Annotated in this window: 11 protein-coding genes and 1 pseudogene; 6 read left to right on the top strand and 6 right to left on the bottom strand. The window is 72.4% G+C overall.

All coding sequences use genetic code 11. The features are described from left to right. Positions 1-6 precede the first annotated feature (6 nt). The 3 genes from nuoL to nuoN are packed head-to-tail and all read left to right on the top strand — an operon-like array spanning position 7 to position 5,204. Positions 7-1,911 carry an NADH-quinone oxidoreductase subunit L gene (gene nuoL, locus ACFY9V_RS28100; RefSeq protein ID WP_355340429.1) on the top strand — a complete coding sequence of 635 codons (1,905 nt, stop codon included), beginning with the start codon at positions 7-9 and terminating at the stop codon, positions 1,909-1,911. 6 nt (positions 1,912-1,917) lie between these two features. Continuing rightward, the gene (locus ACFY9V_RS28095) at positions 1,918-3,537 is read left to right on the top strand and encodes an NADH-quinone oxidoreductase subunit M (protein WP_355340426.1); all 1,620 of its coding nucleotides are present in this window, start codon (positions 1,918-1,920) and stop codon (positions 3,535-3,537) included. Next, a complete protein-coding gene (gene nuoN, locus ACFY9V_RS28090; RefSeq protein WP_355340423.1) occupies positions 3,534-5,204 on the top strand; it encodes an NADH-quinone oxidoreductase subunit NuoN in 1,671 nt (556 codons plus the stop codon). The genes ACFY9V_RS28095 and nuoN overlap by 4 nt, the downstream gene beginning before the upstream one ends. A gap of 37 nt (positions 5,205-5,241) precedes the next feature. Here the strand turns inward: nuoN and ACFY9V_RS28085 are convergent, their stop codons facing one another. Then, the gene (locus ACFY9V_RS28085) at positions 5,242-6,210 is read right to left on the bottom strand and encodes a methyltransferase domain-containing protein (protein WP_391163499.1); all 969 of its coding nucleotides are present in this window, start codon (positions 6,208-6,210) and stop codon (positions 5,242-5,244) included. Next, positions 6,207-6,854 carry a TetR family transcriptional regulator gene (locus tag ACFY9V_RS28080; RefSeq protein WP_391163496.1) on the bottom strand — a complete coding sequence of 216 codons (648 nt, stop codon included), beginning with the start codon at positions 6,852-6,854 and terminating at the stop codon, positions 6,207-6,209. The genes ACFY9V_RS28085 and ACFY9V_RS28080 overlap by 4 nt, the downstream gene beginning before the upstream one ends. Before the next feature lie 146 nt (positions 6,855-7,000). Here ACFY9V_RS28080 and ACFY9V_RS28075 point away from each other — a divergent pair, with 146 nt between their 5' ends. Further along, positions 7,001-7,978 (top strand): zinc-binding dehydrogenase, encoded by a 978-nt coding sequence (locus tag ACFY9V_RS28075; RefSeq protein ID WP_391163495.1) that lies wholly within the window; start codon positions 7,001-7,003, stop codon positions 7,976-7,978. Between the two features lie 92 nt (positions 7,979-8,070). Here ACFY9V_RS28075 and egtD read toward each other — a convergent pair whose 3' ends face one another. The 4 genes and pseudogenes from egtD to egtA all read right to left on the bottom strand — a co-directional run bounded on the left by egtD (position 8,071) and on the right by egtA (position 12,920). Further along, positions 8,071-9,063 carry an L-histidine N(alpha)-methyltransferase gene (gene egtD / locus ACFY9V_RS28070; RefSeq protein WP_355340722.1) on the bottom strand — a complete coding sequence of 331 codons (993 nt, stop codon included), beginning with the start codon at positions 9,061-9,063 and terminating at the stop codon, positions 8,071-8,073. 108 nt (positions 9,064-9,171) lie between these two features. Beyond that, positions 9,172-9,945: pseudogene (gene egtC / locus ACFY9V_RS28065) on the bottom strand (ergothioneine biosynthesis protein EgtC); the annotation flags it as partial. After that, positions 9,945-11,339 carry an ergothioneine biosynthesis protein EgtB gene (gene egtB, locus ACFY9V_RS28060; protein ID WP_391163494.1) on the bottom strand — a complete coding sequence of 465 codons (1,395 nt, stop codon included), beginning with the start codon at positions 11,337-11,339 and terminating at the stop codon, positions 9,945-9,947. The gene egtB and the pseudogene egtC, both read right to left, overlap by 1 nt. A gap of 306 nt (positions 11,340-11,645) precedes the next feature. Further along, complete coding sequence (gene egtA / locus ACFY9V_RS28055) at positions 11,646-12,920, bottom strand: ergothioneine biosynthesis glutamate--cysteine ligase EgtA (RefSeq protein ID WP_355340420.1); 1,275 nt, start codon at positions 12,918-12,920, stop codon at positions 11,646-11,648. A 548-nt stretch (positions 12,921-13,468) separates the two neighbouring features. Here egtA and ACFY9V_RS28050 point away from each other — a divergent pair. Continuing rightward, positions 13,469-14,488, top strand: a complete 1,020-nt coding sequence (locus ACFY9V_RS28050) for a polyprenyl synthetase family protein (RefSeq protein ID WP_355340417.1) — start codon at positions 13,469-13,471, stop codon at positions 14,486-14,488. A gap of 282 nt (positions 14,489-14,770) precedes the next feature. Then, a complete protein-coding gene (locus ACFY9V_RS28045; protein WP_391163493.1) occupies positions 14,771-16,072 on the top strand; it encodes an outer membrane lipoprotein carrier protein LolA in 1,302 nt (433 codons plus the stop codon). The last annotated feature ends 14 nt before the right edge of the window (positions 16,073-16,086 follow it).

The following is a 16,086-nucleotide window of genomic DNA, read 5'->3' as shown; positions in this document are numbered from 1 at the left end:
GCGACAGTGGAGAACCTGATCGGACTGCTCGTCGCGGCGCCGCTGCTGGGCGCGGGCATCCTGCTGACCGGAGGCCGGCGGCTCGACCGCTTCGGCCACCTGCTCGGCACGCTGCTCGCCCTGGCGTCGTTCGCGCTCGGCGTGGTGCTGTTCGCCAACATGCTGGGCAAGGACGCCGACGCGCGTGGCCTGCACTCGCACCTGTTCACCTGGGTGCCGGTCGGCGGTTTCCGCGCCGATGTCGGCTTCCAGCTCGACCAGTTGTCGATGACGTTCGTGCTGCTGATCACCGGTGTGGGCACGCTGATCCACATCTACTCGATCGGCTACATGGAGCACGACGAGCGCCGCCGCCGCTTCTTCGGCTACCTCAACCTGTTCCTCGCGGCGATGCTGCTGCTGGTGCTGGCCGACAACTACTTCCTGCTGTACGCCGGTTGGGAGGGCGTCGGCCTCGCCTCGTACCTGCTGATCGGTTTCTGGCAGCACAAGCCGAGCGCGGCGACCGCGGCGAAGAAGGCGTTCCTGGTCAACCGGGTCGGCGACATCGGCCTGTCGGTGGCCATCATGCTGATGTTCACCACCTTCGGCTCGTTCGCCTTCGCGGACATCCTGCCGCGGGCCGCCGACGCCTCGACCACGCAGCACGCCACGATCACCGGCATCGGCTTCATGCTGCTGCTGGCCGCGTGCGGCAAGTCGGCCCAGGTGCCGCTCCAGTCCTGGCTCGGCGACGCGATGGAGGGCCCGACCCCGGTCTCGGCCCTGATCCACGCCGCGACCATGGTGACCGCAGGCGTCTACCTGATCACCCGCTCCGGCGCGATCTTCAACGCGGCGCCCGACGCGCAGACCGCCGTCGTCACCGTCGGCGCGGTCACGCTGCTGTTCGGTGCGATCGTCGGTTGCGCGAAGGACGACATCAAGAAGGCGCTCGCCGGATCGACGATGTCGCAGATCGGCTACATGATCATGGCGGCCGGGCTCGGCCCGATCGGCTACGTCTTCGCGATCATGCACCTGGTCACGCACGGCTTCTTCAAGGCCGGGCTGTTCCTGGGCGCCGGTTCGGTCATGCACGGCATGAACGACGAGGTCGACATGCGGCGTTACGGCGGCCTGCGCACGTACATGCCGGTCACCTTCGTCACCTTCGGTCTCGGCTACCTGGCGATCATCGGCTTCCCCGGCCTGTCCGGCTTCTTCTCCAAGGACAAGATCATCGAGGCGGCCTTCGCCAAGGGCGGCGCCGAGGGCTGGATTCTCGGCTGCTGCGCCCTGCTGGGCGCCGCGATCACGGCCTTCTACATGACGCGCGTGATGCTGATGACCTTCTTCGGCGAGAAGCGCTGGGTGCCGGACGCCGAGGGCCACGAGCCGCACCCGCACGAGTCGCCCAAGTCGATGACCATCCCGATGATCATCCTGGCCTTCGGCTCGGTCCTGGCCGGTGGGCTGTTCAGCATCAACTCCTCCTTCGTGAAGTGGCTGGAGCCGGTCACCGGGCACGCCGAGGGCGACTCGCCGATCAGCGCGGGCACCGTCACCGGCGGCACGATGGTGGCGCTGGTCATCGGCGTCGGCATCGCCTGGATGCTGTACGGCCGCAGGTCCGTCCCCGCCGTCGCGCCGCGCGGCTCGCTGCTGACCCGGGCGGCCCGCCGCGACCTGCTCCAGGACGACTTCAACCACGTCGTCCTCGTCCGCGGCGGCGAGCACCTCACCCGCTCGCTGGTCTACCTCGACCACTCCCTGGTCGACGGCGTCGTCAACGGCACGGCCGCCTCGGTCGGCGGCCTCTCCGGCCGCCTCCGCAAGCTCCAGAACGGCTACGTACGGTCGTACGCCGTCTCGATGCTCGGCGGCTCCGCGGTGCTGGTCGCCGCGACTCTTCTCATGAGGGCGGTCTGATAGCTCATGTCCTTTCCCCTCCTCACGGTCACCGCCGCGCTGCCCGCGGTAGGCGCTGTCGTCACCGCGGCCGTGCCCGCGGCGAAGAGGACCGCCGCCAAGTACACGGCGCTGGTCTTCTCGCTGGGCACGCTCGGTCTGGCCATCGCCGCGCTGGTCCGCTTCGATCCGGGCGGCGACCGCTATCAGCTCACCGAGTCGCACGCCTGGATCAAGAACTTCGGGCTCCGCTACGACCTGGGCGTGGACGGCATCGCCGTCGCCCTGATCGCCCTGACCGCGCTGCTGATCCCCTTCGTGATGCTGGCCGGCTGGCACGACGCCGAGCCTCTGGAGACCGCGGCTCCCAGCGGCTCCGCCGCGGGCAACCCCCACCTCAAGTGGCGTCCCACGCAGGGCTTCTTCGCGCTGATCCTGCTGGTCGAGGCCATGGTGGTGCTCTCCTTCGAGGCCACCGACGTCTTCCTCTTCTACATCTTCTTCGAAGCCATGCTCATCCCGATGTACTTCCTCATCGGCGGCTTCGGCGACCGGGCGCACGCGGCCGGTGAGGAAGAGGCGGCACGGCAGCGGTCGTACGCGGCGGTCAAGTTCCTGCTGTACAACCTGGCGGGCGGCCTGATCATGCTCGCCGCGGTGATCGGCCTGTACGCGGTCACCGCCAAGCAGCTCGGCACCGGCACCTTCTCGCTCCAGGAGATCCTGGCCGCGCGCGGTTCCGGGAAGCTGCACATCGAGACGTCCACCGAGCGCTGGCTGTTCCTCGGCTTCTTCTTCGCCTTCGCGGTGAAGGCGCCGCTGTGGCCGCTGCACACCTGGCTGCCGAACGCGATGGGCGAGTCCACCGCGCCGGTCGCCGTACTGATCACCGCGGTCGTCGACAAGGTCGGCACCTTCGCGATGCTGCGCTACTGCCTCCAGCTCTTCCCCGAGGCGTCCAAGTGGGCGACCCCGGTGATCCTGGTCCTGGCCGTGATCGGCATCATCTACGGCGCGCTGCTCGCCGTCGGCCAGCGGGACATCAAGCGGCTGATCGCGTACGCCTCGATCTCGCACTTCGGCTTCATCATCCTGGGCATCTTCGCGATGACCACCCAGGGGCAGAGCGGCGCCGCGCTGTACATGGTCAACCACGGCATCTCGACGGCCGCGCTGATGCTGGTCGCGGGCTTCCTGATCACCCGGCGCGGCTCGCGGCTCATCGCCGACTTCGGCGGTGTGCAGAAGGTGGCGCCGGTACTGGCGGGCACCTTCCTGATCGGCGGCCTCGCCACCTTGTCGCTGCCGGGCCTGGCGCCCTTCGTCAGCGAATTCCTCGTACTGGTCGGCACGTTCAGCCGCTACCCGGTGCTCGGCATCATCGCCACGCTGGGCATCGTGCTCGCCGCGCTGTACGTGCTGGTGCTCTACCAGCGCACGATGACCGGCCCGGTCAAGGCCGGGATCGAGGGCATGTCCGACCTGAAGGTACGTGAACTGGTCGTCGTGGCACCGCTGATCGCGCTGCTGCTCTTCCTGGGCGTGTACCCGAAGCCGGTGACCGACATCCTCAACCCGTCGGTCAAGCACACGCTCTCCGACGTGCACAAGACCGATCCCAAGCCCGCGCTGGAGGCGAAGAAGTGAGCGCAGCAGACAAGGGAGCCGTAGGTGTGGGCGCCGTCCACAGCTTGTGGACGACGGCCGCTCCGGTCGCCGACAAGATCCCGAAGCCGGACATCGAGTACGCCCAGCTCTCGCCGGTGCTGATCGTCTTCGGCGTGGCGATGGTGGGCATCCTCCTTGAGGCGTTCCTGCCGCGCCGCTCCCGTTACACCGCGCAGCTCGTCCTCGCCGTGGTCGGTCTCGCGGCGGCCTTCGCCGCCGTGGTCGCGCTCGCCGAGAAGGGGTACGGCACCACGAAGGCGCATGTCGCCGCGATGGGCGCGGTCGCCGTGGACGGTCCCGCGCTCTTCCTCCAGGGCACGATCCTGCTGGTGGCGATCGTGGCCGTCTTCACCTTCGCCGAACGGCGCCTGGACCCGAAGGCGCACGGCAACAACGTCGACTCCTTCGCGGCCCAGGGCTCCGCCGTCCCCGGCGGCGAGCAGGAGAAGGCCGCGGTCAAGGCCGGTTTCACCACCACCGAGGTCTTCCCGCTGCTGCTCTTCGCGGTCGGCGGCATGCTGGTCTTCCCGGCGGCGAACGACCTGCTGACGCTCTTCGTCGCCCTCGAGGTCTTCTCGCTGCCGCTGTACATCCTGTGCGCGCTGGCCCGCCGCAACCGCCTGCTGTCGCAGGAAGCCGCCGTCAAGTACTTCCTGCTCGGCGCCTTCTCCTCGGCCTTCCTGCTCTTCGGGATCGCCCTGCTCTACGGCTACTCGGGCACGGTCACCTACGGCGGCATCGCCTCGGTCATCGACGGCACCGCCCCGATGACCCCGGCGCTCGCCAACAGCACCGGCAACGACGCGCTGCTCCTGATCGGCTTCGCGATGGTCGCGGTCGGCCTGCTCTTCAAGGTCGGCGCCGTCCCGTTCCACATGTGGACCCCGGACGTCTACCAGGGCGCGCCGACCCCGGTCACCGGCTTCATGGCCGCCGCCACCAAGGTCGCCGCCTTCGGCGCGCTGCTGCGGCTGCTGTACGTCGTCCTGCCCGGACTGCGCTGGGACTGGCGGCCCGTCATGTGGGGCGTCGCCATCCTCACGATGCTGGCGGGCGCGATCATCGCCGTCACCCAGACCGATGTGAAGCGGCTGCTGGCCTACTCCTCGGTCGCCCACGCCGGGTTCATCCTGGCGGGCGTGATCGCCACCGACAAGGAGGGCGTCTCCTCCGTCCTGTTCTACCTCGCCGCGTACTCCTTCGTGACCCTCGGCGCCTTCGCCGTCGTCACGCTGGTGCGCGACGCGGGCGGCGAGGCCACGCACCTGTCGCGGTGGGCCGGTCTCGGGCGGCGCTCGCCGCTGGTCGCGGCCGTCTTCGCCGTGTTCCTGCTGGCCTTCGCGGGCATCCCGCTGACGTCCGGTTTCGCGGGGAAGTTCGCGGTGTTCAAGGCCGCGGCGCAGGGCGGTGCGATGCCGCTGGTCATCGTCGGTGTCATCTCGTCGGCCATCGCGGCCTTCTTCTACATCCGCGTGATCGTGCTGATGTTCTTCAGCGAGCCGAAGGCGGACGGTCCGTCCGTCGCGGTGCCGAGCCCGCTGACGTCCACCGCCATCGCCATAGGGGTTGCCGTCACGATCGTGCTGGGTCTGGCCCCCCAGTACTTCCTGGATCTCGCCGACAAGGCGGGCGTGTTCGTCCGCTGACCGTCTCCTCGCCGCCGCCGCGCCCCCGGGTGCCCCCTCAAGGGGCCCCGGGGGCGCGGCGCGTGGGGGGCGTGCGGGCGCGGTGCGTGCGCGGCGGGCGGCCGTGACGGGGCACGTCGGCGACGGCGAGCACGGCGGTGTGGGGGAGGGCCAGGAGCCCCTCGGGGGTCGTGAACTCCGCGGCCAGGCGGTCGAATTCGGCGCGGACGGCCGCGACGACGGACGGCGGCTGGGCGGTGAGGAGCTGGCCGACCGAGGCGATGCCCGCGGCGGGCCCCGACCACCAGGTGTCGGGGTCGACGCGGTGGTCCCAGGCGAGGGTGCGGGCCGTCGCGCCCGGGAGGCGGGCGTCGGCGAAGAGCCCGGTCAGGCCCGCTTCGGTGCGGGGGAAGTCCTCGTCGGGCGCGAGCGTGGGGAAGTCGGGCGGCCGGGGGACCCCGGCGGCGGCCACCGCGCGGCCGAGCAGGGACTGGCCGGGCGCGGGCGGGTAGCCCCAGACGGTGACCGCGATACGGCCGCCGGGGCGGGTGACGCGGCGCAGTTCGGCCAGGGCGGCGCGTGGCCGCCCCACGTGGTTGAGGACGAAGTTGCCGATGACCGCGTCGAATTCCCCGTCGGGGAAGGGGAGTTGCGGCAGCGTGGCGAGCCGTACGTCCGCTCCCGGCAGCGCCCGCGCGGCGGCGGCCACCATGGAGGGCTCGGCGTCCACCGCCGTGACCTCGGCCCCGCGAGCCAGGGCCGCCGCCGCGACCGTCCCCGTACCGGCGCCCACGTCGAGCACCCGGCCCCCGGCCGTTGCCCCGGTGGCGTCCAGGGCGATGTCCAGGGCGGCGTCCAGCAACTCCGGCACCGGGTGGGCGCACAGCAGGCCGAAGCTGCGCGCGTAGGCGTCGGCCTTCCCGCCCCAGGCCCGGCGCTCGGAGGCGTCGAAGGAGCCGGAGGGGGCGGGGGTGTCGGAGGAGGCTGGGGTGCCGGACGGGCCGGGCGAGCCCTGAGCCTGCGTCACGTCCACTCCTCCCGGTCCACCAGCGCGGTGGCCAACTGCCGTACGCCCGCCGCGACCCGCTCCCCTTCGCCCGACTCCAGCAGCCGCAGGACGGGGACGCCGCTGAAGCAGGAGAGCAGGAGGTGGGCCAGGAGACCGGGATCGAAGGCGGGGGGAGCGTCGGGGCGGGCCTCGCGCAGGAGCGCGCTGAGGTGGGCGTGCCAGAAGCCGTAGACGGGGTGCGCGTCGCCCACTTCCGCCTCCGACTCGCACTGCCCGCCGCGCGGGGCGACGGCCGCCGCGTGGCCGAGGGCGGCCATGAGGCCCTTGTTGCGGGCGATGACGGCGGAGACGGCGTCCAGGAAGGCCAGCAGGCGCTCGCGGGGCGGCGCGCCGGGGCCGAGCGGCGGCGGCCCCGAGGTCACGTCCTCGTGCAGCGCGAGCGCGCGGTCCTCCATCAGGGCCCGCATGAGCCCGGCGCGGTTGCCGAAGCGGTGGAAGACGGTGCCCTTGCCGACGCCGGCCGCCTCCGCGACCCGCTCCATGGAGATCTCCTCCGGCCGGTGCGCGGCCAGCAGTTCCTCGGTGGCCCGCAGGATCGCGCGCCGGTTGCGGGCCGCGTCGGCCCGTTCGGGACGCGGCGCGGGCGGCTGGCCCTCTGTCATGGCACGGCTCCGTCCGGCATAGGCAAGGCGTAGGGCAGGGGCAAGACAGGCATGGACAACTGGACCGACGGTCCAGTACGGTCGAATCAACTTGACCGGCGGTCCACTTTAGTCGGGTGCCGAGTCGATCCCTGAGGAGATCCATCATGCGACGTGTCCGGTATCACGAGTACGGCGGCCCCGACGTTCTCACGCTGGAGGAGGCCGAGACCCCGGTGCCCGGCCCCGGCGAGGTGCTGATCAGGGCCGAGGCGATCGGCGCGAATTTCATCGACACCCGATTCCGGCGCGGCGCCCCCGAGGGCTCGATCTTCCACCGCCCGCTGCCCGGCGTCCTCACCGGCGACGTCGTCGGCACGGTCGAGGCCGTGGGCCCCGGCGCCGACCCCGGCCTGCTCGGCCGCCGCGTCGCCGCCCTGGCCGAGGACGCCTTCGCCGAGTACGTGACCGCCGACGCCGCCTGGCTCGTGCCCGTCCCCGACGGCCTCGCCCCCGGCCCCGCCAGCATGCTCCCGCTGGCCGTCCCGGTCGCCCTCGGCGCGCTGCGTGCGGGCCGCCTCGCGGCGGGCGAGACCGTCCTCGTCCACGCCGCCGCGGGCGGCATCGGGCACATCGCCGTACAACTCGCCAGGCTCCTCGGCGCGGGCACCGTCATCGGCACGGCGGGCGGCCCCGCCAAACTGGACTTCGTCCGCGACCACGGCGCCGACGCCGCCGTCGACTACACCGCCCCCGACTGGCCGGACCGGGTCAGGAAAGCGGCCCCCAACGGCGCCGTCGACGTCGTCCTGGACTCCGTCGGCGGCGACACCCTGCGCCGCGGCATCGACCTCCTGGCCCCCTACGGCCGGGCCGTCGTCTACGGCGCGGCCGGCGGCGAGCTGAACGCCGTCCCGGTCACCGACCTGTTCGCCCTCAAGTCCGTCACCGGCTTCTCACTCCTCGCCTGGCGCGCCGCCGACCCCGCCGCCGCCGAGGCCGACCTCCGCGAGGCCGCCGCCCTCGCCGCCTCCGGCCGCCTCCGCACCGCCGTCCACGCCACCTTCCCCCTCTCCGAGGCCCCCGCCGCCCACCACACCCTCGACACCCGCACCAACCTCGGCCGCGTCCTCCTCCTGCCGTAGCGGAAGGCGCGCGTCCCGTGCAGACCGGCCGCCTTGAGCAGCCCGCCCCCGGGGCCCGCGGTGGTCCGGGGGACCCGGGGGACGGGGCGGGGTCAGTTGGGGACGGCGAGGAGGAGGGCGAAGCGGGACTGGGGGTCGGTCCACCAGTGGCGGACGGTGAAGCCGCCTTCGTGGAGTTCGGCCGTGAGGGAGTCGCGGCGGAATTTGCAGGAGATCTCGGTGCGCAGGTGCTCGCCGGGGGTGAAGCCGGTGGTGAGGTCGAGGTCGGGGATCTTGACGGTCTGGGCGGTACGGGAGCGCAGGTGCATCTCGATCCGCTCGTGGTCGGTGTTCCACAGGGCGACGTGGTCGAAGGCGTCGGGGTCGAAGTCGGCGCCGAGCTCGCGGTTGAGCACGTGCAGGACGTTCTTGTTGAACTCGGCGGTGATGCCCTGCGAGTCGTCGTAGGCGCGGATCAGGACGTCCGGGTCCTTGACCAGGTCGGCGCCGAGGAGCAGGACGTCGTCGCTGGTGAGGGAGAGGGACAGCGTCCGGTAGAAGGCGCGGCGCTGGGCCGCGTCGAAGTTGCCGATGGTGCTGCCGAGGAAGGCCAGCAGGCGCGGGCCCGGCTCGTCGGACAGCGCGAGACCGCTCTCGAAGTCGGCGACGGTCGCGGCGACGCGCAGCCCCGGGTAGTCGCGGACGATCGCCTCACCGGCCTCTTCGAGCGCGGACGCGCTGACGTCCAGCGGCGCGTAGCGCGACAGCGTGCCGCCCGAGGTCAGCGCGTCGAGCAGCAGCCGCGTCTTGCGGGAGGAGCCCGAGCCCAGCTCGATCAGGGTCGCGGCCCGGGTGAGCTGCGCGATCTCGGGGGCCCTGCGGGTCAGGATCTCCTGCTCGGCGCGGGTCGGGTAGTACTCCGGCAGCCGCGTGATCTGCTCGAAGAGGTCGCTGCCGCGCTTGTCGTAGAACCACTTGGGCGGCAGGGTGCGCGGCGCGGTGGTGAGCCCGCCGAGCACGTCGGCGCGCAGTGAGGTCGTGAAGTAGTCGGCGGGCAGCCGGTCGTCGAGGGTGAAGCGGCTGCCACCCGTGCGGCTCTCGTCCATGCTGCTCTCCTCCATAAGGTGCGGGTGCGGGTCCTCGCGTGTGCGGTCCTTGCCCCGGGCGTCCTCGCGGTCGGTACGGACAGGGGTCGGCGGGCGCAGCGGGATGATCCGTACGCCCTCGGTGGTCGCCAACAGCAGCGACCGGTCCGGGACTTCGTGCCAGTCGCCCGGAGCGTCGTCCGGCTCCGAGGCGACGAGCACGGACCCCCCGGAGGCCACGGCCTCCGCGGACCCCGGCACATCGCGGCCGGTACGGAACCACAGCGTGTCCCCGTACGCCGTGGCCGCGATCGTCCGGCCGTCCGTGAGCAGCAGATTGAGCCGCGCGGTCGGCCGGGCGGCGGCGACCTCACGTACGACGGAGGCGAGCGCCCCGCCCGGCGGCTGGCCCTGCCGCAGCCGCCGGGTGAGCAGCGCCCACAACAGCGCCGAGTCGCTGTGGGACGCGAGGCCCAGCAGTTCGGCGGAGGTCAGATCGGTGGGCAGCCGCTCCCAGTCGGCGACGGCGCCGTTGTGGCTGAACAGCCAGCGGCCGTCGCGGAAGGGCGCGGCGGCCGACTCGTCCTGCGTGGTGCCCGCGGTCGCGGACCGTACCGCCGCCAGGACGGCGCCGGCCCGGATCGTCCGGGCCAGCTCGGTGAAGTTGGCGTCCGACCAGACGGGTACGGCCCGCCGGTAACGGGCGGGGAGCGGGAAGCCCTCGTCACCCTCCTCGGGCGAGGGCTCCAGCGGGTACCAACCCACGCCGAAACCATCCGCGTTCACCGTGCCGTGCCGTTGGAGCCGCGGCTGCCACGACTGCTCGTACAGCCCGCGCGACGGCTCGGTGAGCAGCCGGGCCAGCGTCAACGGCGGCCCGACGTACGCGAGATGACGGCACATCAGCCGCGCCCGGCTTCCGGGGACGCGGACGCGGACGGAGACGTGGACGCCGACCCGGACGGAGACGTGGACGCCGACCCGGACGCCGACCCGGACCCTGCCCCGGCCCCCGGCCCCGACGCGTCCCGCGCCGTCCTGAACCCGGCGAAGATCTGCCGCCGGATCGGATAGTCCCAGTTGCGGAAGGTCCCGCGCGCCGCCACCTGGTCCGCGCCGAACGACCCGCCGCGCAGCACCTTGTAGTCGGGACCGAAGAAGACGTCGGAATACTCCTTGTACGGGAACGCCTCGAAGCCCGGGTACGGCGCGAAGTCCGAGGACGTCCACTCCCATACGTCGCCCAGGAGTTGACGCGCGCCGCAGGGCGCCGCACCGGCCGGGTAACTGCCCGCGGGCGCGGGCCGCAGGTGCGTCTGGCCGAGATTGGCGTGCTCGGGACCGGGATCGGCGTCACCCCACGGGTAGCGCAGCGAGCGCCCGGTCGCCGGGTCATGCCGCGCCGCCTTCTCCCACTCCTCCTCGGTCGGCAGCCGCCGCCCCGCCCAGCGGGCGTACGCGTCGGCCTCGTACCAACACACGTGCACGACCGGCTCGTTGACCCGTACGGGCTCGGTCCGGCCGAAGACGCGCCGGGTCCAGACGGAGGCGCCGTCGTCGTACGACCAGAAGAGCGGCGCTTCGAGGCCCGCGTCCTGGACGTGCCGCCAGCCCTCCTCGGTCCACCAGCGGGCGTCCTGGTAGCCGCCCGCCGCGATGAAGGCGAGGTAGTCGCCGTTGGTGACCGGCACGGTGTCCAGCCAGAAGGCGGCGACGTCCACGGTGTGCTGGGGGCGCTCGTTGTCCAGCGCCCACGGCTCGGTGCTGGTGCCCATCGTGAACGGGCCGCCGGGGACCAGGACTTCGGCGGGCAGCACGGCCGCGTCCGCGGGCGCCTGCGGAGGCTCGGGGGCCTCCAGGACGGCCGGGCCGCTGCGGAGCTGATGGGTGGCGAGCATCGTCTCGTCGTGCTGCTGCTCGTGCTGGGCGAGCATCCCGAAGACGAAGCCGTCCGCGAGCAGCCGTTCCGCCCGCTCCCGCTTCAGGGAGGGCGAGTCGTTGGGCGAGGTGTCGACGGCGTCCAGTACGCCGACGGTCTCGGCGCGTACCTCCGCCACGTACGCCCTGGCCTCGTCGGGGCCGAGCAGCGGCAGCGCGGGACGGTCGGCGCGCGGGTGCTGGAAGGCGTCGTAGAGCTGGTCGAGGTCGGGCCGCAGGCCCGGCCTGCCGCCGGCCTCACGGACCAGCCACAGCTCTTCCTGGTTGCCGATGTGCGCCAGGTCCCAGACCAGCGGGGACATCAGCGGCGAGTGCTGCGCGGCCAGATCCGCGTCGTCCACGCAGTCGGTGAGGGCCATGGTCCTGCGCCGGGCGGTCTCCAGCGCGGCGAGCGCCCGCGCCTTGACATCAAAGCCGCCGGAGCCGCCGGAGCCGCCGGAGCCACCGGAAGTCCCGGAGCCGCCGGAAGCCCCGGAGCCACCGGACCCGTCAGCACCGCCCGAAGCACGCGAAGCGCCCGAAGCGCCCGAAGCCGAGCCAGGCGTGGCGGAAGCGGCCGAAGTGCTGGATGCGCCAGAAGTGAGGGAAGTGCCGGGTGAGGCACTGTTTTCGGCCGTGTTCCGGCCGTCGGTACGAGGGTTTGTCACGACATGCCTTCCGGAGGGTCAGACGCGGCGCAGCGCGTCCAACTGGTCATGGGCGGGACATCGTCCGCGTTCTGGATAGCGCTCGGCGAAGTCGGCGACGGCCAGCCGCAGGGCGGCCGGGGCGTCGGTACGCGCCAGCGCACCGGCCGCGGCGTCGAAACAGGCCCGTACGGCCTCGCCGATGACGGGGTCGGCGGGGCCGACCCGGGCGGCGCGCCGCCACATCTCCTCGGACGGCATCGGATCGCCGTCCTCGCAGAGCGGCTCGGTGGCCGCGTGGGCGGCCTCGGCGGCGACGGGGTCGTCCAGCAGTGTCGCCGTCAGCACGGTCGGGACGATCCAGTCGTCGCCGTCCTGCGCGTCGGTCATCCGCAGCTCCAGCCAGCCGCGCGGGCGGACCGGCGGGAAGAGCGTGCTGAGGTGGTAGTCGAGGTCGTCCACGGTCGGCGCCCGCACGCCCGGCGCGCCCCGCAGCCATGCGCGGAAGGTCAGGTCGCCCGGCACCGACCAGTCGGGCTGGGCGGCGTCCCAGACGCCGCTGCTGTCGGTGGGCCCCTCGCGTACGCACAGCAGGCGCGCGTCGAGGGCGTACCGCGTCCACGCGGTACGGGGGTCCTCGTCGTGCCCCGGCTGCCGGGTGCGGCTGGGGTCCATCCGGCTCCAGACCGCCTGCCGGGTGGAGACCCAGCCGGTCGGCGTGCCGCCCTGGACCGGCGAATTCGCGAAGGCCGCGACCAGGACCGGGCCTATCCGGTGCGCCAGCTCCCAGCGGAAGCGGTAGCCGGAGGTGCCCGCGGAGTCGTCGCCCGCGTCGAGGTTCACCTGAAGGGCGGCGGTGCGCCGCATCATCGTGCGGCCCCACGGGCCGTCGCGGTCGAAGAAGCTCTCCATGGCCCGGTAGCGGGGATGGTCGAGCACGCGGGGAGGGTCGCGGAACGGGTCGAGCCCGCGTCCCACGAGGACGAGTCCCGCCTCGTCGGTCGCCTGTCGCAGTGCCGCGAGATCGGCGGCCATGGAGTCGACGCAGGCGGCGAGGGTGTCGGCGGGCCGGGAGCTGAGCTCCACCTGGCCGCCCGGCTCACGGGTGAGCCTGCTGCCGCTGGGCAGCCCGCCCGGCTGTTCGACGGGCGCGAGGGCCGCGTCCAGCCGGTCGACGGATATCAGGGACAGCGGATCGGAGCGGTCGTGGACCAGCCACTCCAATTCCACACCGGTGCGTGCGGGCGGACCCGTTTTGAAGCAGACCCCGCGCACGTGGGCCTCCGCCTCGTCTTCCCGCAGGTCGGCTGCCATCGATCCACCTCCTCTCTTTCCTTGGGGGGTTTCCCCGGGGATTACCCGTGGGGTCTACCCCGAAGCGAGGACATGTCACCTGTTGCTGCCGCGAGCGTAGTTGACCATGTTGCGGGACCGTCTTACGTAATGGTGAACGTTCTTCGGTCAACCGCCCGAATCGGCCATCATCCCTTCCGGGCGGTCTTTACGTCGCTAAAACCGGCATTACGGATCATAACCGGCCCGGTCGGAGACGGCCTGGTGTAGTGCCGGAGCGGGGGTAGCCGAGGAGCAGGGACGGGGAAAGCCGAGGGGCAAGGGCGGGGGAAGCCGCGCCGCCGGAGCGAGGAATCGGTGCGGCCGGAGCGGGGAACCCGTGAGGAAGCCGCGGCGAATACGGGGCGAATCCGGGGGGAATTCCGGAACCTCGCTTCCGGTACGCCGCGACCCCGCTTCCAGGGCGATGCCCCGGCGGTGATCCACAGCCGACCGGCTACGCTGCCCGTGTAGACAGTGCCGCCCCTCAGACCCCGCCAGAAGCCAGATCAGCGACAGGAGTACCCCTCGTGACCGTCGTCGGGCCCTTCGGGCTGAGCGTGTGGGACGAGGCCCTCGAGGCCGACGTCCAGGCCGGTCTCTCGGCCGTCGAAGAGGGCCTGCTGGAGGCCACCAAGAGCGATGTCCCGTTCATCACCGACGCCGCGCGCCACCTCCTCAAGGCGGGAGGCAAGCGCTTCCGGCCACTCCTGGTGATGCTCGGGGCCCAGTTCGGCGACCCGCACGCGCCCCGGGTGGTCCCCGCTGCCGTCGTGGTCGAGCTGACCCACCTGGCCACGCTCTACCACGACGACATCATGGACGAGGCCGAGGTGCGCCGCGGCGTGCCCAGCGCCAACGCCCGCTGGGGCAACTCCGTCGCCATCCTGACCGGCGACTTCCTCTTCTCCCGCGCCTCGCACATCCTGGCCGACCTCGGCCCCGAGGCCGTACGCGTCCAGGCGGAGTCCTTCGAGCGGCTGGTCACCGGCCAGATCCTGGAGACGGTCGGACCGCGCGACGGCCGCGACCCGATCGACCACTACCTGGACGTCCTCGCGGGCAAGACCAGTTCGCTGATGGCCGTGTCCGGGCGGTTCGGCGCGATGATGTCCGGCGCGGACGAGACGGTCGTGCACACCCTCACCCAGTACGGCGAGCGCATCGGCCTGGCCTTCCAGCTCGCCGACGACCTCCTCGACATCACCAGCGACAGCCACGAGTCCGGCAAGACCCCGGGCACCGACCTGCGCGAGGGCATCGCCACGCTGCCGATCCTGCACGTACGCCGTCTGTACCAGCAGGCCGCGGGCGGCGTCTCGGCCACCGACCGCCGCCTCAACCAGCTCCTCGACGGCGACCTCACCGACGACGCCCTGCACGGCGAGGCCCTGAGCCTCCTGCGCGGCCACCCCGCGCTCGAACAGGCCCGCCGCGACACCCTCCGGTACGCCGACGAGGCGCGCGCCGCCCTCGCGCCGCTGCCGGAGTGCACGGCGAAGCTGGCGCTGGCGGCGCTGTGCGACATCGTGGTGCACCGGGCGGGCTAGCCCCCGCGTCGGACCCGGCGTCGGGCTGCATCGGCGACGTGCACCGGCCGGTGAGGTCGGATCGCCGACGCCCCCTAGGTGGCGCCCTGCGCCGACCCGAGTACGGCGTCGGGGTCTGTCATCCCGGGGACGTACACAGGGTTGCATCCGTCGGCTGATGTGGCCGGTTGGCCGTTTTGGTGTGATGGAGACGTCCACTTCACGGCGGACCGGGCGACAATGGCCCGGGGAGCGGACGAGTGCGAGGCAGTGAACCGCCGCGACGACGGAGGTAGAGACGCGATGGCACGGATCCAACCGGCACAGTTTCCGGAGCACCCGGAATCGGACGAGCCCGGCAGGGGGCGGGGACGCAAGGCCATGCGGTACGCGGTGCCCGTCGCGGTGGCGGGGGTGGCGGCGGCGACCATCAGCCTCGTACCCGCGCTCGCGGACACCGGCAGCCCGTCGCTGCCCACGCTGACGGCGGAGCAGTTGCTCACGAAGATCGCGGCGTCCGACACCCAGACGGTGTCGGGCTCGGTGAAGGTCAGTACGGACCTCGGGCTGCCCGACGTCCTGTCCGGCGGCGCGGCGAGCAGCCTGTTCGGCGGCGCCGCGAGCGCCGCGGGCCCGTCCGGCAAGGACGGCAAGGGCTCGGCCGCGGCCCCGCAGGCCCAGCTCACCCAGCTCCTGGCCGGTTCGCACACCCTGCACGTGGCGGCGGACGGCCCCGACCGGCAGAAGGTCTCGATCATCGAGCCCACCGCCGAGTACAGCCTGATCCACAACGGCACCGAGGTCTGGGGCTACGACAGCGGGTCCAACGAGGCGTATCACGCGACCGCCCCGGCCGACCCCAAGGGCGGCGCCGACAGCAGGGCCCGGTCCCAGGACTTCCCGGCCACCCCGCAGGCCGCCGCCCAGCAGGTGCTCAAGGCCGCCGACGGTACGGCCTCGGTCACCGTGGACGGCACCGCGCGCGTCGCGGGCCACAGCGCGTACCAACTCCTGGTCACCCCGCAGCACGCGGACAAGACCACGGTCGGCGCGATCCGTATCGCCGTCGACTCCAAGACCGGCGTCCCGCTGAAGTTCACGCTCTCGCCCAAGGGCGGCGGCAAGGCCATCGTGGACATCGGCTTCACGAAGGTGAGCTTCGGCAAGCCGTCCGCGTCGACCTTCACCTTCACCCCGCCCAAGGGCACGAAGGTCACCGAGGCCGGCAAGGAGTCCGACGCCGTCGCCAAGGGCCAGAAGGGGTTTGACGGTGTCACCGGCCTGCCCGGCTTCGACGGTGTCAACGGCACCGGTCACACCTCCGGTGCCGAGCCCACCGTCATCGGCAAGGGCTGGGACTCCATCGCCGTCATCACGTCGCCCGGCGGCCTGCCCTCCGGCGCCGACAAGAACGCGCACGGCAAGGGCGGCGGCGACGCCCAGTCCCTGCTCAACAGCTTCGGGCGGCACGTCACCGGCGACTTCGGCTCCGGCACCGTCTTCCACACCCGCCTGGTCAACGCCCTCCTGACCGACAAGGGCACCCTGTACGTCGGCGCGGTGACGCAGTCCGCGCTGACGGACGCGGCGAACGCGGCGAAGTAGCGTCGCTCGCACGC

The organism is Streptomyces sp. NPDC008317, assembly GCF_042955955.1.
In the GTDB taxonomy this organism is placed as follows: Bacteria; Actinomycetota; Actinomycetes; order Streptomycetales; family Streptomycetaceae; genus Actinacidiphila.
The sequence above is the reverse complement of the archived record's forward strand: the minus strand, read 5'-3'. Positions and strand labels throughout refer to the sequence as shown.